Genomic DNA, 23781 nt, shown 5'->3' on the forward strand with positions numbered 1-23781 from the left:
CGCCTATTCAGACCGCTTATGCTTCCGTCCCAAAACATCGTGCAGCGTGCGATGAAGCTGTTCAAGCTCTTGCTCATTCAGATCCGCGATATTCTGAGCCAGCAGATTGGCAATGGCCGTGGCTTTTTCGGGAAGGCCCGCAGTATCTACAACGACGCGCGGATGAGATAGTTCGGCGAGACGTTGAAGTTCATCCGCCTCGTCCCAGATGACATTGAAATAGCCAATGACTTTCTGGACCATGGCCCAATTGGGTGGACTGCGCCGACCATGTTCAAGAGCCGATAGATAAGCCGGGCTCACGCCCAGGGCGGCCGCCATCTCCCTTTGACTTACTCCACGGGCGCGGCGGAGCGCACGTATCCTTGCAGCAAATGGAGTCATCGACGATTTTCTCTGCGACGAAGACGCACATAAAGTGCCCCACCACCACCATGATGGCGCGCTGCTTCCTCGAAACCGCTTACAATCTCTGCGAAAGGCGGGGTGGAAAACCACCGGGGCACGGCGCCGCGGAGAACGCCTTCTGGGATGCTCTTGCCCTTGCCGGTGATCACAAGCACGTATCGACGGTCGGCAGCGAACGCCTGACGCAGAAAAGCTAAGAGAAGCCCATGCGCTTCGGCCTGGGTGAGGCCATGCAGGTCCACGCGTCCGGTTATATCGAGCCGTCCACGGGCCAGCCTCTCTCGCGTCGGTGTATCGAGCCTGCGCGGATGCCTGTGCGAGGATGCTACCGGAGGCAAACTCTGCTTAGAACTCGCTGCCGACGGCGGAGCAGGTGGCTGGGGCACATCCGCTTTGAGGGAAGACTGAGTTTCTTCAGGAACGGTCTTTCCCGGAAGGGGCCTTGCCGAGCGAGCAACATGACTCCAGAGGATCCTGTCCTCCGTCGAGAGCTCTTTTGCTTTTGCCCGTCTCATGCCCCGGCCACCAGCGATTTTGGCAGCAACACATAAAAGTCGGCGGGATGGCGAATTGTGCCGGCAATCTCGCCCGCTGCTACGCCGGTGCCGATGAAAAGATCGCCCCGCGCGGTGCCTGTTATGGCAGAACCGGTGTCCTGCGCAATCATCAGCCGCCGGAAAGGCGCACCGTCGACATGCCGAAGTTCGGGCGCATGGACGAAGAAAGGCGTGCCAAAAGTGTGGAGAGTGCGGTCGACTGCGATCGACCGCGCGGGCTGAAGCTGGACTTTGGCCGCAGCAACTGGTCCCAAGGCTGGATCACCGAGCTGGGTCTCGCGAAAGAATATATATGAGCGGTTACGCCACAGGATCTCGTCCTGTCTCTGCGGGTTCCGGTTCAGCCAGGCGCGGATCGTCTGCATAGATACTTTCTCAAGCGGGATTTCGCCGAGATCTGCCAGCACCCGCCCGATGCCCGTGAAGCGATGGCCGGATTTGGCAGCGTAGGTGACGCGTATTTGACCTCCTTCCAGAAAGCGCAGCCGAGCCGCCCCCTGAACGTGGATGAAAAAGGTATCCACACGGTCCGCCAGCCAACAAAGCTCGAGACCTCGGCCCTGGAGAGCGCCGCGATCAATGGCTTCCCGGTCCCAATAGGGCTCTAGGGAGTCGCCGGAGCGCCGGGCAAAGGCAAAGTAGGGATCGAGGCCTTGTGGCCGGTTCTCATCGTCCACATCGACGAGATCATCGGGGCGGCGGTAGAGCGGCACCAAGAAACGTTCGGAGCGAACACGCGAGGCCTCGGCCTCAGGCTCGTAATAGCCGGTCACGAGTCCGCGCCCGCCGGCATCAGGCCGAACCTGAAAGGGAAGGAAGTGCTGTTCGAAAAATTCGCGCGCCTCTCCGGGGCGGACAGAGGGTTTCCCGGACCGGGCCTGAGCGTAGGCGGCAGCAAAACTTTCGAATGCTATGCCAAGGCCACCTGTACGGTAAGGTCGCGTTGCTGCCTGGCAGGCCGACCGCGAGAACGCAGCAAAGGCTTCCGAAATGCCCTCATCCGCGGTCCATCCGGGCAGATGATCATAGGTGACCGGGCGCAACATTTCGGAAAGGCTCATAGGCACCTCTCCACGCCCACCGGGAAAGCCACGGCTTACTCTTCCGCTTCGGTCGCCACCAGCTTCCAGTTGGGATCGCGCGAGCGCGTATCACGGGCAAAGGTCCAGATATCCTTCACCTCAGCGACAGTCTCGGGATCGCCATCAATAATGCTGCCTCCGCTGTCGCGTGTGGCAGAGATCAGCTCGCTTACAATACGAAGCGTAACGTGGGCTTCACTGCCCTTCATCTCGGCACTGATGATGGTGGCCTTGTCGATGCCGACGAAAGAAGACTCGATCTTCTCCGATCGCCTTTCACGTTCGTCTATGGCCGAGACAAAGCCCTCATAGACCTCGCGCGACAGGAGATTTTTGAGCGTGCGCCGGTCCCCGTCGGCAAACGCCATAACGATCATCTCGTATGCCAGTTTGGCGCCATCCACAAAGGTATTCGGATCGAAGGAAGGGTCCGCATCCTTTATCGCTCGCAAGCCACGGTTCAGCTCGGTGCCGGGCTGCGCAACCTTGTCGATGATATTGTAGCGTTCCTCATCCACGAGGCCTTTACGCCTGGGCAAGGCAACCACCGTGTCGTTCTTGACCGACTTCTCTGCTTCCGCGGGACGGGATCGGCCGGCCGTATAGGGGTCAAAAGGCGGCCTTTCACTTCCGGTCCGCCGGCCCAGCACATTGCGCAATTGAAAGAAGATCACGACCGCCGCGACTAAGAAAAAGATCGTGCCAAAATCAAAGAATTCCATGATGTCCGCCAAAGCCGCTCTGTCGTGTTGCGCCAGCCTAATAGGGATCAGCCCGAAAGCAAGGACGTGACGCTGCCGCGATTACACTCATATAGAACTCAGAATGCCATCGTTCAAATCGTCCGCTTGCATTCCTATCTTTGAAGGCGAGGCTCCAAGTTCCGTGTACCAAGAGGTTAGACCAAAACCGTGCGTTTCTCCATCATTCCATTCCTTCTACTCGCCATTCCGCTTGCCGAAATCGCCGTTTTTGTGGTGGTCGGGCAACAGATCGGGCTTTTTCCCACATTGGCGCTGGTGCTTATCACGGCGGTAGCAGGATCCATCCTGCTTCGCATACAGGGTTTTAACCTTCTTTCGCGTATGCAGCGCGAGCTCGCGCAGCACCGTCTACCGGGGCGAGAGCTGGTACATGGCGTGATGATTCTCGTTGCTGGTCTCCTTTTGCTGACACCGGGCTTCGTCACCGACACGCTCGGCCTGCTGCTTTTTATTCCCGCGATACGCGATCTGGTTTGGCGCTTTATCCGCAGCCATATGGTCCTCGTCACGCCTGGCGACGCAAGTGCCGGCGAGCATCGGCCGTCGAGCAGAACGATTGACCTCGATATGAGCGACTACACAAGCTCCGATGGGAAGGATTCACCGTGGCGGGGCAAATAGGAAGAGGGGAGACCTCGTAGACAATCCAAACTTGTGTTGCCAGGACCAGCGTGCTAGCGAACGCCACGATTTTGCAGCCCAAGCGGGCAGCCCAACATTCCAGAGGATCGAAGCGGATGGCTGACCAGCCCAGCGGAAATAACGACGCAAAGCAGGCGGAAACGAACGGAAATACCGTTCCGGCGAGCCTGAACGTGCTGACGCAGTATATCAAGGACCTCTCTTTCGAGAGCCCCGGAGCGCCTCAGTCCTTGCGTGCTCGGGACAAAGCGCCTTCGATCAACATCAATGTGAATGTCAATGCAAATCCGCTGGGCGGCACAGACTATGATGTCTTGCTGACGCTTACGGCAAAGGCAGAAGCCGACAATGTGGTGCTTTTCAATGTCGAGTTGATCTACGGGGGCGTGTTTCGCATTCAGGGATTCCCCCAGGAGCATATGCTGCCGCTTCTCTTCATTGAATGTCCGCGATTGCTTTTCCCGTTCGCGCGGCAAATCATTGCGGATGCGACGCGAAATGGAGGCTTCCCGCCCCTCATGATTGACCCGATCGATTTTGCGCGCATGTTCCAGCAGAGGCTGGCCGAGGAAGAAGCCCGGAGGAAAGTTCAGGTTTCCTGAAGATACTTCACCTCAAAACGAAAGCCGGGTCATGACCCGGCTTTTTTTGAACCGAATTAAGCAGTTTCCACGCGCTCAGCGGCTTCCGCAGGCATCAGCTTCCGCCAGAGCGCATTTTCGCCGATACCGGCAACGAGCGCTTCATGGGCTTGTTGTTCCTCGGGGGTAAGCCGCGAACGAAGCGGGCGTGGCCGGGGCGGGAGTGCGACAATGACGCTGCTGCTTGTTTCTTCTGCAACGCCTTGCGTTGCAATCTCGAGCCCAAAACTGGCCTGCTTGCCGCCGGCCAATTCAATGTAAACCTCGGCCAGGAGTTCGGCGTCCAGAAGCGCGCCGTGCTTGGTGCGATGGGAATTGTCAATTCCGTAACGCCGGCAGAGCGCATCGAGCGAGTTCGGCCCCATGGGATGCTTTCGCCGGGCAATTGCCAACGTATCGATCACGCGCGCCGGATCTATATAGGGCTGACCCACCCTTTGAAACTCGGCATTGATGAAACCGATGTCGAAATTGGCATTATGGGCGACAAGCTTCGCGCCGTCGATGAACTCAAGAAACTCATCAAGAATCTCGGCGAAAACGGGCTTACCGGCAAGGTCGGCATCGGAAATGCCATGCACAGCCTGGGCATCGGGATGAACGGAGCGGCCCTGCGGGTTGATGAAATAATGTAGCGTTCGCCCGGTGGGGAAGCGGTTTGCCAGCTCAACGCAGCCGAGCTCGATAACCCTGTCCTCGCGCGGATCCAGGCCCGTCGTTTCCGTATCGAAGATGATCTCGCGCATTCGAATCACTCCCCGCGCCGAAGCATGGGCTCGACATTATCAGCTTCGCAAGAGCTATTCGTGAATAAGCTGTCAGCCCGCCGTCAGCTGCCTTTTAATGCTCCGCACCGCCACGCGCGCAGGCTCCATGCCTTTGCTCGTGTCTATGATGAAGTCGGCCCGCTTTCGTTTTTCCTCATCCGGCAGCTGCCGGGCAAGGATTTTCTCGAACTTTTCCTCAGTCATGCCTGGCCGGGAAAGCACACGTTCCCGCTGCACATTAGCCGGAGCTGTAATGACAAGGATCTTGTCGACACGGTCGACGCCGCCCGTTTCAAACAAAAGCGGAATATCAAGGACGACGAGAGGCGTCCCCTTCTTGCGATGTTTCTCGACGAAGCGGTCCGCGTCCCGCCTTACCAGCGGGTGGATCAACCTCTCAAGTTTTTTCAGCGCTTCAGGATTGCCCACCACTGCTTCGGCCAGGCGCCCGCGATCCACTTTGCCGTTCGCCGTCGAACCCGGGAAATGTTCTTCAACCAGGGAGACAGCCTCGCCTTCATAGAGCCTGTGCACGGCCGCGTCAGAATCATGCACCGGCACCCCTTCCTCCTCGAACATGCGCGCAGTGGTCGATTTGCCCATGCCGACAGAGCCGGTCAGACCGAGAATAATCATTTTCCGGCCTCGAGATCCGCAACCACGATTTCGCGGAGGTGAGGCGTGACCTCGGGCCGCACACCGAACCATCGCTCAAACCCTGGAACTGCCTGGTGCAGTAGCATGCCCAGCCCATCCACGGTACGCAGGCCCCTTGCTGCCGCCGAAGCGAGAAGAGGCGTGCGCAAGGGCACATAGACAATATCCGTCACGATCGCCGAATCCGGGAGCGGCGCAAGATCGATATGGCCTTCCGGCCCGCCATGCATCCCGAGCGAAGTGGTATTGACAAGGAGCGAGGTATCCGAAAGCAGGTCTGGGACCGCTTCCCATGCATGCGCGCTGGTGCCGCCCTTGAACCGGTCCACAACAGCCCGGGCACGCGAAACCGTGCGATTGACGATCCGGATATCGCGAATTCCCCGGCTCTGAAGCGCATGCACCACCGCGAGAGCCGCACCGCCGGCGCCGAGCACGGTTGCCACCGCATTCTTCTCCCAGCCCGCTAATTCCATATCGAGGTTGGCGGCAAAGCCGTAGGTATCGGTATTGCCGCCCATAATCCTGCCGTCTTGAAGCCAAAGCGTGTTAACCGCGCCTATTGTCTCCGCAGCTTCGTCGCGGGTCTCCACCAAGCGCCAGGCGCTCTCCTTATGCGGGATGGTAACATTGCCACCCATATAGAAACGCGGAAACTCCCGGATAAAAAGCGAGAACGCCTCGGGCGCAATGTCGCGACGCTCATAACTCCCCTCTATCCCGTGCTGCTTCAGCCAAAAATTGTGAATGACCGGGGAACGAGAGTGGGCCACCGGATGGCCGCAGATAAAGGCACGGTGAAGTGACTCAGCCATCGATTGCCTTCAACTCGCGTAGCTTTGCCAAGAGCGGCAGGAGTGGCACGCCGACGACAGTAAAATAGTCACCTTCGATCGATTCGAAGAGCTGTATCCCTTCGCCCTCGATCTGATAGGCTCCAACGCTTTCCAGCGCTTTTTCTCCAACGCGCGCGAGATATCGGCCAATAAAAGCTGGCTTGACAGGCCGCATGGTCATTCTTGCGATCGAAACGTGGGTCCAGACCGCTTCGCCGCCACGGGCGAGCACTATTGCGCTATTCAAAAAATGGGTTTTGCCTGAAAGCGCCAGGAGATGCCGACGCGCACCATCCATATCCTTCGGCTTATGAAAAATTAGGTCATCCAACGAAAGGGTCTGGTCGCCGCCAATCACCCAAACATCGGGATACCGCGCGGAGACCTCCGTCGCCTTCGCTTCCGCAAGAACGAGAGCAACTTCGTCGGGCGTGACGCCGGTACCTTCCAGCGGCGCTTCCAACGCACGCTCGTCTACCCGAGGTGCTTCGGGCATTATCGACAGTCCTGCATCCTCCATAAGCCGCCTGCGAAAGGGACTTTTGGAAGCAAGGATGATTGTGGAGCTTTCCGTCGGCATAAAATATTCTCTCAAAAGGGAATTACCAAGACTTTCCTCGCAAGGCCAAAATGGCCGCTGCGGTCTCTTCGATCGACCGGCGCGTGACGTCTATCACAGGCCAGTTGTGCCGGTTGCAAAGCTGGCGGGCATAGGCCAGCTCGCGGGCGATCTCCGCCCGGTCGACATAAGCGTCGAAATCGACGTGAGATGCCCCGAGAAGGCGATTTTGCCGTACCTGGGAAATACGTTCCGCGGAGGCTATCAGTCCAACGACCAAAGGCCGTTTTGCGTTCAACAACGGCTCCGGCAGCGGCGCATCAAGAACGATGGGCACGTTTGCGGTCTTTATACCGCGATTGGCAAGATAGATGCTCGTTGGTGTCTTTGATGTTCGGGACACGCCGACCAGGACGATATCTGCTTCCTCCACATTATGTGGAAGTTGGCCATCGTCATGCTCCATCGTGAAGTTCAGCGCATCTATGCGCCGAAAATATTCCGCATCCAGCACGTGCTGTGCGCCGACGCGCCGGCCGGCGGGCGTTCCAAGATAAGACTGGAAAACGGCCAGCACCGGCTCGAGGACCGAAACACAGGGCAGCCCCATTGCCTGACAGCGCTCATCCACCTGGCGCGCAAGCTTCTGATCCACAATTGTATAAAGCACTATGCCGGGTTCCTCATCGATTGAGGCAAAGACCTTCTCGAGCTGCTTCTCGGTACGCACCAGCGGATAGATATGCTCGATAGCGCGAGCGTTCTTGTACTGAGCCGCTGCCGCCCTGCCGGCGGCCAGCAGCGTTTCCCCGGTGGCGTCGGAAATCAGATGGAGATGAAAGAAGCTTTGCGGCTTATGCACAAATTCAGACCCGGTCTGTGGAGAAATGTTGATAGCGCGGCGAATGGCGCTTGGCGAGATTGGAGTCGGGAAAAAGGGGGCGATTCATCCACATCCCAGCTGGATAGGGAAAAGGAAGTTCGACTGTGCAGAACAATGTTGAAGGCGGATTATATCCACATAACTCCACATCATGCTGCTCACAGATCGAAATAGCTAAGGTTATGGAGATATTAGGGCTTCTTTCCTGACTTGCCGGAATTGTCCACAGTGCAAAAGCTTGCCACGCGTCAATATGCTCCTTCTGCGGGAACAGGAGCCAGTGGACAGGATTTAATCCACACTCCAAACAGAGTCGTAGAATCAGAATCTCTTTAGAGTTCTTTAATTATTTGATTTGGAGACCTGGAACGTGGCAGAACGGAAACTCCTGGAAGCGCTGAACGGACGCACGGTATTTCCTCCTCCCATCTGGTTGATGCGTCAGGCTGGGCGATACCTTCCGGAATATCGGGAAACACGGAAGAAGGCCGGAAGTTTCCTCGATCTTTGCTATAATCCGGAGCTTGCGGTGGAGGTTACGCTGCAGCCCATTCGGCGGTTCGGCTTCGACGCGGCTATTTTGTTTTCCGACATTTTGGTCATTCCACATGCGCTTGGCCGCGACCTACGCTTTGAAGAAGGCGCAGGTCCCTTGATGTCTCCTATCCAAGCAAATGAAATACCGGGGCTTGATCCGAACCTCATTCACAACCGTCTGCAGCCCGTCTATGAAACGGTCCGGCGGTTACGGAGCGAATTATCTGAAGAGACCGCTTTGATCGGCTTTTGCGGTGCGCCCTGGACTGTCGCCACTTATATGATTGCCGGCCGTGGAACGCCTGACCAGGCGCCGGCGAGGTTGTTCGGGTACAGGCATCCAAAGGAATTCTCTGAACTTCTGGACACCATCTCGGCCGCGTCCGCCGATTATCTCATTCGCCAGATTGATGAAGGCGCGGACGCGGTGCAGATATTCGATTCCTGGGCCGGAATCCTTGACGAGACGAGTTTCGATCAATGGTGTCTCCGGCCGGTTGCCGAGATCGTGCGAAGAGTGCGGGAAAGGCACCCGAATGTGCCGATCATTGGCTTCCCGAAGGGTGCAGGATGGCTTTACAGCCGCTACCGGCAGCAAACGGGGGTGACGGCGCTTGGTCTTGATTGGACAGTTCCGCTCAGCGAAGCAAGCCGGCTGCAGGCCGAAGGCCCAGTTCAGGGCAACCTGGACCCGATGCGATTGGTGGCGGGTGGACAGGCGCTTTCGAAGGGTGTTGAGGATATCCTAAGCGCGTTGGGCGGCGCGCCTTTCATCTTCAATCTTGGTCATGGAATTACGCCCGAGACGCCTATCGGGCATGTTGAGGCGATGATACAGCAAGTGCGGGAGGGCAGACTGTGACGGTGGCTAGCGGGACTAATGGAAAGGCTGTCGCGCGGCGTGCCACACTCTCACTGGTGATCGTTGCAGCGCTGACGGTGCTTCTTTTTGCGGCCGCGCCTGACGGGCTTTACCTTTGGATAAAGGCTTTTCATGTTGTCGCTGTGATCTCCTGGATGGCGGGAATGCTCTATCTGCCGCGGCTTTTCGTTTACCATTCTCAAGTCGAAACAGGCTCTGCTCAAAGCGAGACATTCAAGATGATGGAGGTGCGGCTACTACGGTTCATCATCAATCCAGCCATGATCGCCACCTGGGTTTTGGGCCTTTGGCTCGCTTGGAAGGGGTTCGATTTTTCAGGTGGGTGGCTGCACGCCAAGATAGGCCTGGTTCTGCTGTTATCAGCGTTTCATGGCTATCTGTCCCGTTCGCAGCGTATGTTCCAGGCGGATCGGAATCTCAAACCGACGCGTCACTGGCGCTTGATGAATGAGGTACCGACCGCTCTCATGATTCTCATTGTGATTTTGGTGATCGTGAAGCCTTTTTGACGGCGCGAGGCCCGCTTGTCTCACATCGACGCCGGTTTGATTGGAAACGAAAAACCCACCTTGCTCTTTCCGTGTCAGAGCGATAAAAGGGCTTTTCCCTCCCTTCATGTCCGGTGCCGTTCTTTACCGAAGTCTCGGACGCTGTAGGCCCGCAAGAGCGCCCAGCAATCAATCACGGTATCCATATGCTACAAGCAGAGTCCGCCCCTATGCAGGAAATGAAACTCCAAGAGCTGAAGAGCAAATCGCCGACCGACCTGATCGCGTTTGCTGAATCGCTCGAGGTCGAGAACGCCAGCATTATGCGCAAGCAGGAGCTGATGTTTGCGATCCTCAAAAAGCTCTCAATGCAGGACATAGAGATTGTTGGGGATGGCGTCGTAGAGGTGCTGCAGGATGGCTTTGGCTTTTTGCGTTCAGCCACCGCCAATTACTTGCCGGGCCCGGACGACATTTATATTTCTCCTTCGCAGATCCGGCGGTTTTCTCTGAAGACAGGCGATACGGTAGAGGGTCCCATTCGCAGCCCCAAGGAGGGTGAACGTTATTTCGCCCTGCTTAAGGTGAACACCATCAACTTCGAGGACCCGGAGAAGATCCGGCATAAAATCCACTTCGATAACCTTACGCCGCTTTATCCGGATGAGCGGCTGAGGATGGAGATTGAGAATCCGACTACAAAGGATCTCTCACCGCGGGTGATCGACTTGGTGGCTCCCCTTGGAAAAGGACAACGCGGGCTTATCGTTGCTCCGCCACGAACCGGTAAGACCGTTCTGCTCCAGAACATCGCCCACTCAATCACCACGAACCACCCGGAATGCTATCTCATCGTGCTGCTTATCGACGAGCGGCCGGAAGAGGTGACCGACATGCAGAGGTCTGTGAAGGGGGAAGTGATTTCCTCGACCTTTGACGAACCGGCTGCCCGGCATGTCCAGGTAGCAGAGATGGTCATTGAAAAAGCAAAGCGCCTCGTGGAGCATGGGCGTGACGTTGTGATCCTGCTTGACTCGATCACGCGCCTCGGCCGCGCCTACAATACGGTGGTGCCCTCCTCCGGAAAGGTGTTGACCGGCGGTGTGGACGCCAATGCGCTGCAGCGTCCGAAGCGCTTTTTCGGCGCGGCTCGCAATATTGAGGAGGGTGGCTCGCTTACGATTATCGCCACCGCGCTAATCGATACGGGCAGCCGTATGGACGAGGTGATCTTTGAAGAATTCAAGGGTACGGGCAACTCGGAAATTGTGCTCGACCGCAAGGTCGCTGATAAGCGCATCTATCCAGCCATGGACATCTTGAAATCCGGCACGCGCAAGGAGGATCTCCTCGTGCCGCGTCAGGATTTGCAAAAGATCTTCGTTTTGCGCAGGATCCTGGCTCCGATGGGAACAACGGATGCCATCGAGTTCCTCATCGACAAGCTCAAGCAGACCAAGGGCAACGCCGAATTCTTCGATTCCATGAATACGTAGCTAGCGACCGTCTGTCGAGCGCTTCTACCTACTGTTTGTACTTTGGTGCGGCGTTCTCAGCGTCGCTGCCAGGCTGTCCGCATTATGAATGGGTGGCAGGCAGATTTGACCGGTGCAGAGCCATGCACCTGCGGTCGAGCGGTCAATTTTTACGCCTGCGTCACGTTCGGCAGCGTTTTCCTGCAGTCCGACAATAATATCCACGCGCCTGGGGTCGGGAATTTGATTCGCGACCGGAATGAACGTTTCTCCGGCAGGATCATTAATCAGCAGCTTCATGGGGCGTTGCGCCAATGCCGCTGCGCAGATAATTCCTAACTGACCATAGGCTTGGTTTTGAGCCCGCGCCAATGCGGCTTCCGAAACCCGGACCCCATGCTGGTAAAGCTCATGGCTACCGGAGACTGCGGCGAGATGAACCAGCGCGGTGACAATTTGAGCCGTTGCTGAAGGAATTGGATCATCCATGTCTCCGCGGATGCGCATCGGTGTGTCGGCACTGTCGGAAGCCGTAAGGAAATAACCGCTTCCCGCATCGTCCAAGTACCAGGCATCAAGCTTATCCAGCCATTGGCGCGCCTGATCCACGTAACTATCGTCATGTGTCGCGCCGTAGAGCGCTATCGCCGCCGAGATCATCGCAGCATAGTCGCTGGAGAGCGCGGGGAAGAGCCGCTTTTCCCCTCGAATACTGTGGGGGAGACGCCCTTCTTCCATCGATTCGAGGACGAAACGAAATGCTCTAGCTGCCGCTTCAATCCACTCCGGGCGAGCGAACTGCCGGCCAGCTACGGCGATAGCGGCGATTGCGAGCCCGTTCCAATCCACAAGGACCTTGTCGTCCCGACCTGGACGAGTGCGGGCTTCACGGGCGGCCATAAGGCGGTCGAGAAGCGTTCGAAGCCGCTGTTCTGAGGAATCGTCCAGAACTTCCGGATGGCGTCGGCGATGAAGGATCGGGTTTCCTTCCCATTCCTCGGGGTTCGCGAGATCATAGATCGCAAGCAGCTCACGCGCATCTCCAACACCGAGGACGTCCTCGATCTCTGCGCGGGTCCACAAGTAGAACTTGCCTTCCTCTCCTTCCGAATCCGCGTCGAGGCTGGAAGCGAATCCTCCGCCCTCTACAGTCATCTCGCGAAGAAGCCATTTTACGGTGTCTTCGATTCGCACCCGGAACAGTCGGTCGTGGGTACCCCCATATGCATAGCTGCACAGGCGAATAAGCTGTGCGTTGTCGTAGAGCATTTTTTCAAAATGAGGCACCAACCATTGTGCGTCCACCGAATAGCGGGCAAGGCCACCGCCTACATGGTCATAAATGCCCCCGGCAAGCATCGATCGGAGCGTGAGTAGCACCGTGTCCCGATCGCTTTCGGCGCCATTTTCAAGCCAGTTGAGCCATAGCAGATCAAGGAATGGCGCATTGGGAAATTTAGGAGCCCCGCGCAGGCCGCCGAGCTGGGGATCAAAGACCGCGCGGATCTTCTCGGCGAGAGCCCTTAGGGGGACCTCATTACTGGTCGTACCTTGCATCGGCGCCAGGTGAGTTCGGACATGTATAGAAAGGGTGTCGGCGCTGCGCAGCAGCTCGTCTTCCTTAGTCTGCCATGCGGAATGTACTGCTTTCAGAACATCAATGAAGCCGGGCCTTCCGTAGCGAGATCGTTTGGGAAAATAGGTCCCTCCCCAAAAGGGCTTTGCTTCGGGTGTGAGAAACATCGTCAACGGCCAACCACCCTGTTCACCCATGGCCGAAAGCGCGGTCATATAGATCTGATCGATATCGGGGCGCTCTTCCCGATCAACCTTGATATTGACGAAGAGGCTGTTCATCAATTCGGCAACTTCGTTGTCTTCAAAGCATTCGTGAGCCATGACATGGCACCAGTGACACGCCGCATATCCGACGGATAGGAGGATCGGCCGGTTGAGCTCGCGAGCCTCGTCCAGCGCCTCGCGCGACCACGGACGCCAATGTACGGGATTGTCCCTGTGTTGAAGGAGATAAGGGCTCGCCTGCTCGCCGAGCAGGTTCTTTTCGGGTAAGAGCACATCAATCTCCTATATTGGCCATTTACAACCTTAGAACCTAGAGCGCTTGCCGTGCCGGATCAAATACCAGTTCGTGATACAATCTTTGCGCTTTCGAGCGGCTCGTTGCCTTCCGGTATCGCCGTGATACGGATCTCCGGTGCAGATACGAGAGCTGTCCTGGAACGAATGGCTGGCGGCCTTTCGGAAGCCAGATTCGCCAAGCTGACCAGCATCTACAGCGCCGAAAGAGAGGTCCTCGACCGAGCACTCTGCCTCTTCTTTCCTGCTCCCGCCAGCTTTACGGGGGAGGATTGCGCGGAATTGCATTTGCATGGCGGGCGGGCCGTAGTGGCGGCCGTGCTGAACGAGCTTGCCGCATTTCCTGGACTACGGATGGCCGAGGCTGGTGAGTTCACGAAACGGGCTTTTCTGAACGGAAAAATGAACCTTACCGAGGCTGAAGCGCTTTCCGATCTAATTGCTGCAGAAACGGAAGCTCAGAGGCGCTTCGCACTCGTGAACAGCAGTGATATGCACAAGCGCCTCTATGACGGATGGCGCCGCCGCCTCATCCATGCCCGAGCCATGATAGAGGCAGAGCTTGATTTTGCCGATGAATCGGATGTGCCTGGCTCTGCTGGCGCTACCGTGTGGGAGGACATTCGCCGGCTTCGGCAGGAAATTGTTGAACATGCTTCTTCCTACCGCAAGGCTGAGATCATCAGGGACGGGTTCCAAATCGTTATCCTGGGCGCACCAAATGCGGGAAAGTCCAGCCTTCTCAATGCGCTGGCGCGGCGTGACGTAGCCATTGTAACGGAGGAGCCTGGCACGACGCGGGATATTCTCGAGGTCAGCTTGGACATTGACGGGACGAAAGTAGTCCTTGCCGACACGGCTGGCATCCGCGAGGCGGCCGGCCGAGTAGAAGCGCTTGGTATCGAACGTTCTCTGAGGCGTGCCAATGAGGCCGACTTGGTGCTGCTTCTGGAAGACGTCACAAATCCGTCGACACCGGAGGTGCCGCAGGGCAAGCCGGTGATCACAATAGGGAACAAAGCCGATTTGATCACGGATACACCAGCCGCTTCATACAATTGTTTGATTTCCGCCAAAACCGGATTGGGACTGGACCGCCTGATGGAGCTGATAAGTCAAGCCAGCGCAGGCTACTCGAATTTCGCAGGGGAGATCTTGCCCTTTCGCGAGCGGCATGTGGCACTTTTAGGCCAGGCGGCAGACGCGCTTGAGGCTGGAATTGACGGCGAAAATATTGGGCTTGAGCTGAGAGCTGAATGCCTGCGTTTAAGCTCGCTTGCTTTGGGCCGCATCTCCGGTGAGATCGATGTTGAAGATTTGCTCGATGCGATCTTCTCCACTTTCTGCATTGGAAAATGATTCACGTGAAACATTGGGTCGTCGGCAAAGTGATTCACGTGAAACAGCAATCCATGCGCCGCTGCCGTTTCACGTGAAACAGAGCCCGTCTTGACTAAACAGACCGATACGCTCATCTGGAGCGAATGTTGGAAAGAGCCAGATGATTCATAAATTCGATGTCGTTGTGGTTGGTGGAGGCCACGCCGGTTGTGAGGCAGCGGCGGCGGCTGCTCGGGCCGGCGCAAGGACAGCGCTTGTCACAATGCGGCGCGATACGATCGGCGTAATGTCCTGCAATCCCGCAATCGGCGGGATCGGCAAGGGACAGCTGGTGCGCGAAGTCGATGCCTTGGATGGCCTCATGGGGCGGGTTGCCGATGCAGCTGGAATCCAGTTCCGTCTCTTGAATCGGCGCAAGGGGCCAGCGGTGCGAGGGCCACGAACGCAGGCGGATCGCAAACTTTACCGCCAGGCTATGCAGGCCGTCATTTCCGAACAAGAGAATCTTCAGGTTATCGAAGCTGAAGTGCATACGCTGGGAATGGAACATGGCCGAATCACGCATGTCGGCCTCTCCGGAGACTCGCAGATCAACTGCGCGGCTGTAGTCCTGACGACGGGAACCTTTTTGCGCGGATTGATCCATATTGGCCAGAAGAAAATTCCTGCTGGCCGGGTCAATGAACCGGCTGCGAAGGGTCTTTCGGCTTCCATGGAGGCGGCTGGCTTTAAACTTGGACGACTGAAGACCGGGACGCCCCCTCGCCTCGATGGGCGGACGATCGAATGGAACATGCTCGGATTTCAGAAAGCAGATGAGGATCCGGTTCCGTTTTCACTGCTGAGCGAAAAAATCCAAAACCCGCAAATCACATGTGGAATAACGCGAACGACAACGGACACGCACCGTATCATTCAAGAGAACCTCGACAAATCCGCAATGTATTCTGGCCAGATTGAGGGAATTGGGCCGCGTTACTGTCCCTCGATCGAGGATAAGATCGTGAAGTTTGGGGAGAGGGACGGTCACCAGATTTTTCTTGAGCCCGAGGGGCTCGATGACCACACCGTGTATCCAAATGGCCTCTCGACCTCGCTGCCTGAAGAGGTTCAGCACGCATTTCTTAAGACAATACCCGGACTCGCCAACGCGCACGTGCTGCAGCCGGGATATGCCATCGAGTATGATCACGTGGATCCGCGCGAGCTTGAGCCGTCGCTTGAAACGCGTCGCGTCAGGGGTTTATTTCTTGCCGGGCAGATCAATGGCACGACCGGTTACGAGGAAGCTGCCGCTCAGGGCGTAATTGCCGGCATCAATGCAGCAAGCGTTGCATCGGGGAGCACGACTGTCGTTCCGAGCCGAACCGATGCCTATATCGGTGTCATGATCGATGACCTGGTCACACGGGGAGTGACCGAACCCTACCGCATGTTCACATCCCGTGCTGAGTTCCGACTGTCTCTCAGGGCCGACAATGCTGACGAGCGGCTCACGCCGCGGGCGATTGAGTGGGGTGTGGCCTCGAAGGTGCGGCGCGATCGTTTCTATAAAGCAGAACAAGAACTTAGCGATGCGCGGGAACTTACGAAGGCACGCGGACTAACGCCCAATGAGGCAGCCCGTCACGGAATTGCCGTCAATCAGGATGGGGTTCGGCGAAGTGCGTATGACCTGCTTTCGTTCGCCGACATCAACATAGAAAGGCTGAAGGCGATCTGGCCGGAACTTGGTTCCATTGCCCCCAAAACTTGTGAACGCCTGGAGACAGAGGCTCGTTACGCGGTATACCTTGATCGCCAAGTCGCCGACGCGGAGCGAGTTCGCCGCGAAGAGGGCAGGTCAATTCCCGACGGGATTGATTTCGATTCGGTTCCCGGCCTGTCGAACGAGTTGAAGTATAAGCTTCGTCAACGCAGACCGCGCACCTTAGCCGAGGCGCAGCGAATCGATGGAATGACCCCCGCCGCCCTGGCCCTCATTTTGGTTGCTATTCGACAAGGTGAGAAGATTCGGGGCGCTGCATGATGGCGGAGCGGTTCTCTGCCCTGCAGGCTGTCGCTGGCCCGGTTTCACGTGAAACATTTGACGGGTTAGTGGCTTTTGAAGGCGAGTTTAGGAAGTGGTCTGCGCGAATCAACTTAACAGCCCCTTCAACGCTGCCGCACCTGTGGGAGCGTCACATTCTCGATAGCGCTCAGCTGATTCGCATCGCGCCGGCGGCCAGGCGATGGCTGGATTTGGGATCTGGGGGAGGCTTTCCGGGTGCGGTTATTGCAATTTTGATGAAGGAACATGCTCCAGCTCAAGTTGATCTGGTAGAGAGCAATCGCAAAAAAGCAGCGTTTCTACAGACCAGCCTCGCGTCGCTAAAAGCGCCTTGTATGATCCATCCTCAACGAATTGAGGATTGCTATGGCCAAATTCCTCCCCCTGAGGTGATCACGGCTAGGGCTCTTGCTCCCCTGCCTGTGCTTTTTGGATTGGCGGAGCCATGGATGAAAGCCGGCGCGCGCGCTTTGCTTCATAAAGGCCGGGATTACCGCCGTGAAATTGAAGAAAGCCGTGACGCTTGGGGATTCAATCTGTTAGAACATGGCAATGAGGTCGGGGGCGACGGCGTGATTCTTGAAATAAGCGATCTTCGCCGCCTCTAACGACTGCTGGTTCTTGGTGTTTTTGATTGGCAGGGGCCTATGAGCAAGCCTTCACGCATCATCACCGTGGCGAATCAGAAAGGTGGTGTAGGAAAGACCACAACGGCGATCAATCTGGCCACTGCGCTCGCCGCAATCGGCGAGCGCGTGCTGATCGTCGATCTGGATCCTCAGGGTAATGCGAGCACAGGGCTCGGTGTAGAGCGAAAAATCAGAAACATTTCTTCCTACGACGTGTTGATCGGCGCTTCAGACATCGACAATGCGGCAATGGAGACAGCCGTGCCCGGTCTCGCCATTGTTCCTTCCACACTCGATCTCCTCGGCATCGAGATGGAGATATCCGGCGCCCAGGATCGCGTGCTGAAGCTGCGTCGCGCATTACGGGAGACACCCTCGAAAAAGGGTTTTTCCTATGTTTTGATTGATTGTCCGCCTTCGTTGAATCTTCTTACGCTCAATGCAATGGCGGCGGCAGATTCCGTGTTGGTCCCCCTGCAATGTGAGTTTTTTGCACTTGAGGGTCTAAGCCAGCTTCTGGAGACGGTAGAGCAGATCCGCGGCTCCATTAACCCGGCCTTAACCATACAGGGCATCGTGCTAACGATGTTCGATGGACGCAACAACCTGGCAAATCAAGTGGTTGAGGATGTGCGGGCTCATATGGGAGAGACGGTGTATGAAACCGTCATTCCCCGGAACGTTCGGGTCTCCGAGGCGCCTTCATATGGAAAGCCTGCAATTCTCTACGACCTCAAATGCTCGGGCAGCCAAGCATACCTGCAACTCGCCTCGGAAGTGATCCGCAGGGAGCGGCGTTTGCGCGCCGCTTGATTTGTTCGAACTAAAGGAGCCAGGCTCAGCCATGAATGAAGATCCTTCTCGCAAGCGCCTTGGCCGCGGCCTCGCCGCCCTTATTGGCGAAATCGACAGACCGGTTATGCGCGAGCAGGAAACCGTGCGCGCGGACCGTTTGGTGCCGATCGAATTTATTTCGCCGAATCCGCGCAATCCGCGGCGCAATTTTGCCGAGGGGGATCTGGCGGAGCTGGCACACTCGATCCGAGAGCATGGCATCGTTCAGCCGGTGGTGGTGCGACCGGCGCCCGCTGCCGGGCGATACGAGATCATAGCAGGAGAGCGCCGCTGGCGTGCCGCGCAGAAAGCAGGTCTCACGGAAATACCCGTCATTATTCGCGAGGTGGACGACAGGGCGGCGCTCGAACTGGCCATTATCGAGAATGTCCAGCGCGCCGATCTCAATCCAATCGAGGAGGCGCGCGGCTACCAGCAGCTTATGGATGAACATAACTACACCCAGGCGGATCTTGCGCAGGTCATCGGCAAGAGCCGCAGTCATGTAGCAAACACCCTGCGCCTTCTAAAGCTGCCTGATGCGGTGCTCGATCTTATTGTCGACGGCTCGCTAACCGCGGGCCATGCACGAACCCTGGTAACCGCCGCCGATCCCGCCGGCCTTGCAAAGCGTATCATCGAGGAGGGATTGTCCGTTCGCCAGGCTGAGGCGCTGGCAAGCGCACAGGAGGTGGGTGTTACAAAGCCAAAAGAGCGCAGGGAGAAGGATGCGGACACGCTTTCGCTTGAAAAGCTCCTCACGGATCACACTGGTCTGAAAGTTTCGATCAGCCATAAGGATCGGGGCGGGGAGATGCGTATTTCCTACCGCTCTCTGGAGCAACTGGACGAGCTCTGCCGCTTGTTGCAGCGCTGATAGCCCCGAGTAATCGACACTTCTGCCGGTCACTCGCTACACGAATGGTCGTGCAACCCTGTATTTGCGGGGCACCAGCCTGGAAAGATAGTTCCGGCAAGCACCAGAGACCTTATTTTCCGCTGGATGAAGGAAATTTTCGGGCATTTGCCGCGTCTTTCCGGCCACGTCCACAAGCGGCACCAGCTGGCATGTGGTTTCCGTATCGTTGTATTTTAACGCGACTGAACCACCCAGCCGCTCTACAGCGCGGACAGCAAAGGCTCCGGCCTCGAATGCTTCCTGCGCATCCACCTCGTTAATCGTGGCGATGTTTCCACGCGGGAGATAACCGAACGTATCCACCCGCGCGCGGGTTCCTGGTAGGCTTTCTGCGAGCATGTGTTCAATGGCCCTCCCAAGATCAGTGCCGGAGAGGCGAACATTTCCGTGTTGATCTCGCTCCAGCGTTTCAGGTGGAACGATGTGCTCGACAAGGGATCGGCCGTCTGATCCGGAAACACCCTCCGACATCGCCACTATGCAACGCCCGTGGCGCGAGATTTGCGCGCGGACGTCTTCGATAAAGCGAGCGCGTTCGAAAGGGCGCTCCGGCACATAAATTAGATGAGGGCCGCCTTCTTCGTCCAAAGACCAAGCAGAGGCGGCGGCTGTCAGGAAGCCGGCATGTCTACCCATGACGATACCAACATAGATGCCGGGCAAAGCGCGGAAATCGAGATCGATGCTCAGAAACGCTCCAGCTACGAACTCCGCCGCGGAAATGAAGCCAGGCGTGTGATCGTTCTCCATCAAATCGTTGTCAATGGTCTTTGGAGCATGAATAAAGGCAATGCTGCCGCCCGACGCTTCGGCAAGGATGGCCTGCGTTCCCGCCGTGTCGTTGCCGCCAATATTAATGAACGCGTCCGCGCCGACATTGCGAAGGCCTTCCAGGATTGCGTCGCAATAGGCTGCATCCGGCTTATCCCGCGTGCTGCCGAGGGCGGCACTGGGCGTGGTGGCCATGGCGAGCAGGGTTTCATCCGGCAAATCGGACAGGTTAACGAAATTCCCGTCACGGATGCCACGTATCCCATAACGCGCGCCGAGCACCCGTGCGCCGGGATAAAGCTTTCGCGTTTCCATTACGATGCCCGCCACGGTCTGGTTGATAACGGCAGTGGGACCACCACCTTGTGCGATGACGAAAGTCTCGGCCATACCTAATCCCAGTGTTTCGGGGGCGCCCCATAATCGCGCGCCGGCAATCAGTGGGCAAGCTTAATCGTCTCTGCCACCCATGGATCGAGGCTTCTGTCCCAGATGACGCCCGAGGGAACGGAGAAGGTGGTTGTTCCCCTCCGCAAAGGAGATCGAGCGAGCAGGATGGCGTTCAACACCGCCCATCCACACCAGACCGAACCGCGCTTCCAGCAACAACATTGCGAGTCGAGAAGATATCGAGCTTCGGTGAGCGGATCGGCCGCTTTGCGGGTCATCAGCGCCTCGTGATAACCCATATAGCATGGATAATTCCGGGTATGTATCCCATCAAGGTCAATAGGATATTGATCCAGAACTGCAGACCAATACCCACCTGAAGGAACACGCCGAGCGGTGGCAGGACGATAGCGAGAAGTATTCGAATGACGTCCATAACAGCCTCCAATGCTCTATCCTAATGTGGGAGAACCGGTTTCGATCCAAAAAACGAAGTTGAAAAAGAAGATGCTCACTTCACGGTGATGTGGCCATACAGGTTGCCACCTTCTTCCGTCTCCCATGTGCTGTTGTGGGCGGGCACTTCAAAACCGCTTCCGACGCGGCAGAGCTTTGTCCTCCCCGAATGATGATCGATCCCGATTAAGCCCGGGGATGGATTTCCTTTGACCATCGGTTGAATTCAGAGGCCGACGGTTCCAGGATCCGTCACAGCCTTCATCGGCGCGGCGCTCAGTCGGCACGGCGGCATAGGTTGGCTCTGGAGGCGTCTTGACGTGCCTCGCCAGGGTGCAGCACGGTCGATGCCGCGTGAAATCAACGGGGACCGCCGTCTTTCTTACAAGCACGCGATGGCTGCGTGACTTTCGTACTGGAACTTGATGCCGGGCAGGCACTGCGCCTGCACAAATCCAAGGCTGCTAGCCGACGAATGCGCGCTCGACGACAAAGTCGGCCGGCTCCGCATTGGAGCCTTCTTTGAGGCCGGCCTTTTCCGCAAGCGCCTTCACGTCTTTCAGCATTGCCATGGAACCGCAGATCATGATGCGGTCATTGGCCGGATTGAACGGCTCAGTCCCGAGTGCCTGGAACAACTTGCCATTCTCCACAAGCGTCGTGATGCGGCCCACGTGATCTGAGGCTTCGCGGGTTGTGGAGGTAAAATGGTGCAGCCGCCCGAGCGTGAACTCCCCGATCAACGGGTCCTCACGGGTGGCAGCCACCAGTTCCTCACCATAAGTAAGCTCAGCCACGTCGCGGCAGGTGTGGGTCAGAATGACCTGCTCAAATTTTTCGTAGGTCTCCGGGTCACGGATAAGACTTGCGAAAGGCGCAATGCCGGTGCCCGTGGAAATCATGTAGAGGCGCTTTGCCGGCGTAAGCGCGTCGTTCACCAGCGTTCCCGTGGATTTTTGACGCATCAGCACGATATCGCCCGGCGTGATCTTTTGCAGGTGCTGGGTGAGCGGGCCGTCCGGTACCTTGATGGAGAAAAACTCCAATTCTTCATCCCATGCGGGGCTCGCGATCGAATAGGCGCGAAAAACCGGTTTTTCCGCATTTGGCAAGCCGATCATTACGAACTCGCCGGAGCGGAAGCGGAAAGTTTGCGGCCGAGTGATACGAAAAGAGAAGAGCCGGTCCGTATAATGCTTCACCGCGACCACGCGCTCGGCGTAGACGCCGGCTGGGATCGGGAACTCCAGCTTGTCGGCGGCTTCAACATTTTGCAGCGCGGCAGTGCTCATTCTTCTTCCTCTTTGGCGGCCTATGACACTGGCAACATGGCTATCGACTATTTCAAAAAGGTGCAGAGCTAAAGGATTACTATTCTGGATTTTTGCCCTGACTGAGAAAAGGTGCGCAACCATGGCTGCCATTACGCAGCCTAGAACCATGTGGGGTTCGAACCTCCCCTTGTCCAGCGCGAGCTTGGCGCCTTAATCCTAAGCCCGGTCGAGGTCAAGGCTGGGCCAAATCATGGACCAGGCAACTGATGGACGAGGCCACCGTAAATTTCGATACGGAACTTAGCTTCGAGGTCGGCTGCGGTTTAGTCGAGGCCTTCTCGTTCCGTGGTCGAGCAGCGATTTATCAACCGAGAGCAATGCGCGCGTTGCCGCGGCTTGACCGTAGCCTCGCATCATCAGAACCCCTAACCTATTGTTTCAGAAACAAATAGCCGATTGAAACAGGCGCGCTATGGCCATTTGGCCACAACGCGCCCGCGGGATTCCTCAAATCCCGAGAATGGCTTTTGCTTCACCCAAGGAAGCCTCGGATGCCGCGTGATCACCCGCCTGGTGTTCCTGTTCTCCTTTGGCGCGAAGCTCCATAACCTTGGCCCGGTCGGCCTCGGAGAGCTGGGCGGTTTGCAAGGCCGCGTCGATTTCTGACATAAGCGCGGGGCATTGGTTTGCGAGCGCTGCCACAGGGGTTGCAAGTAAGGCAAAAGCGAAGACTGCAGAACGTAACATCATCTGTATCCTCCTCGAGGCCGGCGGGTTCAGCCAATTGCCGGCCACCCAAGAATACGCGCGCGCAAGATTTGGGGAAAGCTGCGCAACCTCACGTTTGCGCGATCCCTTCGGCAGCGGGTTCCCGGCTACGCCGCTCCCCTTTTTCCGCCTTTTCGCGATGCAAACGCTCACCTGTTCCCAATCGCGCCGCCAAATTCGCCGCGTCGAATGGGGCGTGTACTTTGGCGTCGTTATCGAAATAGACGTAGACATCACGGCCACCCACCCGTGGCTTTGTCGGCGCAAGTACCCGATTGGCATCCGCCGGCTCGTGGCCTTTGGCCCAGGCGTCCATTCGAATTGACCAGCAGTTCAGCGCGTCGTCGTCATAGCCGCTGGAATAAAGCTGTTCGGCGCCGTGAAGACGGCAATAGACAAAATCCGCAGTCAGATCCATGAGCAGCGGCCATTCCGGCGTATCAGCGCAAACCAATGCGATGTTGTAGCGCCGCAGAAGTTCGATGAATTTCCCAGTGCAGAAACTCTCATGCCGGATTTCCACGGCGTGCCGAAGCGGCCGCCGCCCCAAAGCCCTCGTCCACTCCCGGCCTTCAAGCCGCTCGTCATGCCGCTTTGCCAATTCCGCTGCCTCCTCCGAGGTTTTGGGCAGAAGCTTGAAAAACGGCTCGAAACGCTCCGGATCGAACCGCATCTGCGGAGGAAACTGCCAGAGGATCGGGCCAAGCTTTGCGCCGAGCCGGAGAACTCCGGAGGCAAGGAAATTCGCAAGCGGCGTCTCCACGTCCTTGAGCCGCTTCATATGGGTGATGTAGCGTGAGCCCTTCACGGCAAAGACGAAGTCATCCGGAGTCTGTTCGTTCCAGCGAGCGAAGCTTTCGGGCCACTGCATACTGTAGAAGGTCCCGTTGATCTCCACTGAGCGGAAGTGCTGCGCGGCATAGGAAAGCTCCTGCTTATGGGGCAGGCCGGCAGGGTAGAAGACGCCTCGCCAGGGCTTATACGTCCAGCCCGAAATGCCGACCCGGATTGTCCCTCGCTTCGCCATTGGGTGCTCTCGCGGATTCGCCTCACCGGAGAACGGAAAGCGCCGT

General features: G+C 57.3%; 26 protein-coding genes. 10 read left to right on the plus strand and 16 right to left on the minus strand.

Annotated elements, in window-relative coordinates; genetic code table 11:
* Positions 1–3: 3 nt before the first annotated feature.
* Genes GNP00_RS16310 through GNP00_RS16325 form a run of 4 tightly spaced genes read right to left on the minus strand, consistent with a single transcriptional unit; the run spans position 4 to position 2769 of the window.
* Positions 4–384: a helix-turn-helix domain-containing protein gene (locus GNP00_RS16310; protein ID WP_011582800.1), complete on the minus strand. Its 381-nt coding sequence runs from the start codon at positions 382–384 to the stop codon at positions 4–6.
* Positions 381–923 carry a Smr/MutS family protein gene (locus GNP00_RS16315; protein ID WP_011582799.1) on the minus strand — a complete coding sequence of 181 codons (543 nt, stop codon included), beginning with the start codon at positions 921–923 and terminating at the stop codon, positions 381–383. Before GNP00_RS16315 ends, GNP00_RS16310 begins: the two co-directional genes overlap by 4 nt.
* Positions 920–2026, minus strand: coding sequence for a murein transglycosylase A (gene mltA, locus GNP00_RS16320; protein ID WP_011582798.1), 1107 nt, complete (start codon positions 2024–2026; stop codon positions 920–922). The genes GNP00_RS16315 and mltA overlap by 4 nt, the downstream gene beginning before the upstream one ends.
* A gap of 35 nt (positions 2027–2061) precedes the next feature.
* Positions 2062–2769, minus strand: coding sequence for a Tim44/TimA family putative adaptor protein (locus tag GNP00_RS16325; RefSeq protein ID WP_011582797.1), 708 nt, complete (start codon positions 2767–2769; stop codon positions 2062–2064).
* 189 nt (positions 2770–2958) lie between these two features.
* On the opposite strand from GNP00_RS16325, the gene GNP00_RS16330 reads away from it, so the two are divergent.
* Positions 2959–3432 (plus strand): FxsA family protein, encoded by a 474-nt coding sequence (locus GNP00_RS16330; protein ID WP_011582796.1) that lies wholly within the window; start codon positions 2959–2961, stop codon positions 3430–3432.
* A gap of 116 nt (positions 3433–3548) precedes the next feature.
* On the plus strand, positions 3549–4055 hold the full coding sequence (gene secB, locus GNP00_RS16335) for a protein-export chaperone SecB (protein ID WP_011582795.1): 507 nt from the start codon (positions 3549–3551) through the stop codon (positions 4053–4055).
* A 56-nt stretch (positions 4056–4111) separates the two neighbouring features.
* On the opposite strand, the gene dnaQ is transcribed toward secB, so the two are convergent.
* The 5 genes from dnaQ to GNP00_RS16360 form a co-directional block, all read right to left on the minus strand.
* Positions 4112–4840 (minus strand): DNA polymerase III subunit epsilon, encoded by a 729-nt coding sequence (dnaQ, locus tag GNP00_RS16340; protein ID WP_011582794.1) that lies wholly within the window; start codon positions 4838–4840, stop codon positions 4112–4114.
* A 72-nt stretch (positions 4841–4912) separates the two neighbouring features.
* The gene (gene coaE, locus GNP00_RS16345) at positions 4913–5497 is read right to left on the minus strand and encodes a dephospho-CoA kinase (protein ID WP_011582793.1); all 585 of its coding nucleotides are present in this window, start codon (positions 5495–5497) and stop codon (positions 4913–4915) included.
* Positions 5494–6333 (minus strand): shikimate dehydrogenase, encoded by an 840-nt coding sequence (locus tag GNP00_RS16350; RefSeq protein ID WP_011582792.1) that lies wholly within the window; start codon positions 6331–6333, stop codon positions 5494–5496. Before GNP00_RS16350 ends, coaE begins: the two co-directional genes overlap by 4 nt.
* Positions 6326–6934, minus strand: coding sequence for a Maf-like protein (locus GNP00_RS16355; RefSeq protein WP_011582791.1), 609 nt, complete (start codon positions 6932–6934; stop codon positions 6326–6328). Before GNP00_RS16355 ends, GNP00_RS16350 begins: the two co-directional genes overlap by 8 nt.
* 22 nt (positions 6935–6956) lie before the next feature.
* On the minus strand, positions 6957–7859 hold the full coding sequence (locus tag GNP00_RS16360) for a pyruvate, water dikinase regulatory protein (RefSeq protein WP_425482923.1): 903 nt from the start codon (positions 7857–7859) through the stop codon (positions 6957–6959).
* A gap of 307 nt (positions 7860–8166) precedes the next feature.
* Here GNP00_RS16360 and hemE point away from each other — a divergent pair, with 307 nt between their 5' ends.
* The 3 genes from hemE (at position 8167) to rho (ending at position 11200) form a co-directional block, all read left to right on the plus strand.
* Entirely contained in the window at positions 8167–9195 is a 1029-nt protein-coding gene (gene hemE, locus GNP00_RS16365) for a uroporphyrinogen decarboxylase (RefSeq protein ID WP_011582788.1), read from the plus strand.
* On the plus strand, positions 9192–9725 hold the full coding sequence (gene hemJ / locus GNP00_RS16370) for a protoporphyrinogen oxidase HemJ (protein WP_011582787.1): 534 nt from the start codon (positions 9192–9194) through the stop codon (positions 9723–9725). Before hemE ends, hemJ begins: the two co-directional genes overlap by 4 nt.
* Before the next feature lie 209 nt (positions 9726–9934).
* Positions 9935–11200 (plus strand): transcription termination factor Rho, encoded by a 1266-nt coding sequence (gene rho / locus GNP00_RS16375; RefSeq protein ID WP_085953099.1) that lies wholly within the window; start codon positions 9935–9937, stop codon positions 11198–11200.
* A gap of 24 nt (positions 11201–11224) precedes the next feature.
* On the opposite strand, the gene GNP00_RS16380 is transcribed toward rho, so the two are convergent.
* On the minus strand, positions 11225–13255 hold the full coding sequence (locus GNP00_RS16380) for a DUF255 domain-containing protein (RefSeq protein WP_011582785.1): 2031 nt from the start codon (positions 13253–13255) through the stop codon (positions 11225–11227).
* 51 nt (positions 13256–13306) lie between these two features.
* Here GNP00_RS16380 and mnmE point away from each other — a divergent pair, with 51 nt between their 5' ends.
* The 5 genes from mnmE to GNP00_RS16405 all read left to right on the plus strand — a co-directional run bounded on the left by mnmE (position 13307) and on the right by GNP00_RS16405 (position 19007).
* Positions 13307–14635 carry a tRNA uridine-5-carboxymethylaminomethyl(34) synthesis GTPase MnmE gene (gene mnmE, locus GNP00_RS16385; RefSeq protein WP_425482921.1) on the plus strand — a complete coding sequence of 443 codons (1329 nt, stop codon included), beginning with the start codon at positions 13307–13309 and terminating at the stop codon, positions 14633–14635.
* A gap of 142 nt (positions 14636–14777) precedes the next feature.
* The gene (gene mnmG, locus GNP00_RS16390) at positions 14778–16646 is read left to right on the plus strand and encodes a tRNA uridine-5-carboxymethylaminomethyl(34) synthesis enzyme MnmG (protein WP_011582783.1); all 1869 of its coding nucleotides are present in this window, start codon (positions 14778–14780) and stop codon (positions 16644–16646) included.
* The gene (rsmG, locus tag GNP00_RS16395) at positions 16643–17275 is read left to right on the plus strand and encodes a 16S rRNA (guanine(527)-N(7))-methyltransferase RsmG (protein WP_011582782.1); all 633 of its coding nucleotides are present in this window, start codon (positions 16643–16645) and stop codon (positions 17273–17275) included. Before mnmG ends, rsmG begins: the two co-directional genes overlap by 4 nt.
* Positions 17276–17314: 39 nt before the next feature.
* Entirely contained in the window at positions 17315–18109 is a 795-nt protein-coding gene (locus GNP00_RS16400; protein ID WP_011582781.1) for a ParA family protein, read from the plus strand.
* Between the two features lie 31 nt (positions 18110–18140).
* Entirely contained in the window at positions 18141–19007 is an 867-nt protein-coding gene (locus GNP00_RS16405; protein ID WP_011582780.1) for a ParB/RepB/Spo0J family partition protein, read from the plus strand.
* Between the two features lie 36 nt (positions 19008–19043).
* On the opposite strand, the gene GNP00_RS16410 is transcribed toward GNP00_RS16405, so the two are convergent.
* The 6 genes from GNP00_RS16410 to GNP00_RS16435 form a co-directional block, all read right to left on the minus strand.
* Positions 19044–20210: a 6-phosphofructokinase gene (locus GNP00_RS16410; RefSeq protein WP_011582779.1), complete on the minus strand. Its 1167-nt coding sequence runs from the start codon at positions 20208–20210 to the stop codon at positions 19044–19046.
* A 47-nt stretch (positions 20211–20257) separates the two neighbouring features.
* A complete protein-coding gene (locus tag GNP00_RS16415) occupies positions 20258–20488 on the minus strand; it encodes a hypothetical protein (protein WP_011582778.1) in 231 nt (76 codons plus the stop codon).
* Positions 20488–20646 (minus strand): YqaE/Pmp3 family membrane protein, encoded by a 159-nt coding sequence (locus tag GNP00_RS16420; protein WP_011582777.1) that lies wholly within the window; start codon positions 20644–20646, stop codon positions 20488–20490. Before GNP00_RS16420 ends, GNP00_RS16415 begins: the two co-directional genes overlap by 1 nt.
* Before the next feature lie 484 nt (positions 20647–21130).
* A complete protein-coding gene (locus tag GNP00_RS16425) occupies positions 21131–21958 on the minus strand; it encodes a ferredoxin--NADP reductase (RefSeq protein ID WP_011582776.1) in 828 nt (275 codons plus the stop codon).
* Between the two features lie 489 nt (positions 21959–22447).
* Positions 22448–22690 (minus strand): hypothetical protein, encoded by a 243-nt coding sequence (locus GNP00_RS16430; protein ID WP_011582775.1) that lies wholly within the window; start codon positions 22688–22690, stop codon positions 22448–22450.
* An 88-nt stretch (positions 22691–22778) separates the two neighbouring features.
* Positions 22779–23735, minus strand: a complete 957-nt coding sequence (locus GNP00_RS16435; RefSeq protein WP_011582774.1) for a DUF72 domain-containing protein — start codon at positions 23733–23735, stop codon at positions 22779–22781.
* Between the last annotated feature and the right edge of the window lie 46 nt (positions 23736–23781).

Origin of the sequence: Chelativorans multitrophicus, from assembly GCF_011317445.1 — a bacterium.
Taxonomy (GTDB): Bacteria; Pseudomonadota; Alphaproteobacteria; order Rhizobiales; family Rhizobiaceae; genus Chelativorans; species Chelativorans multitrophicus.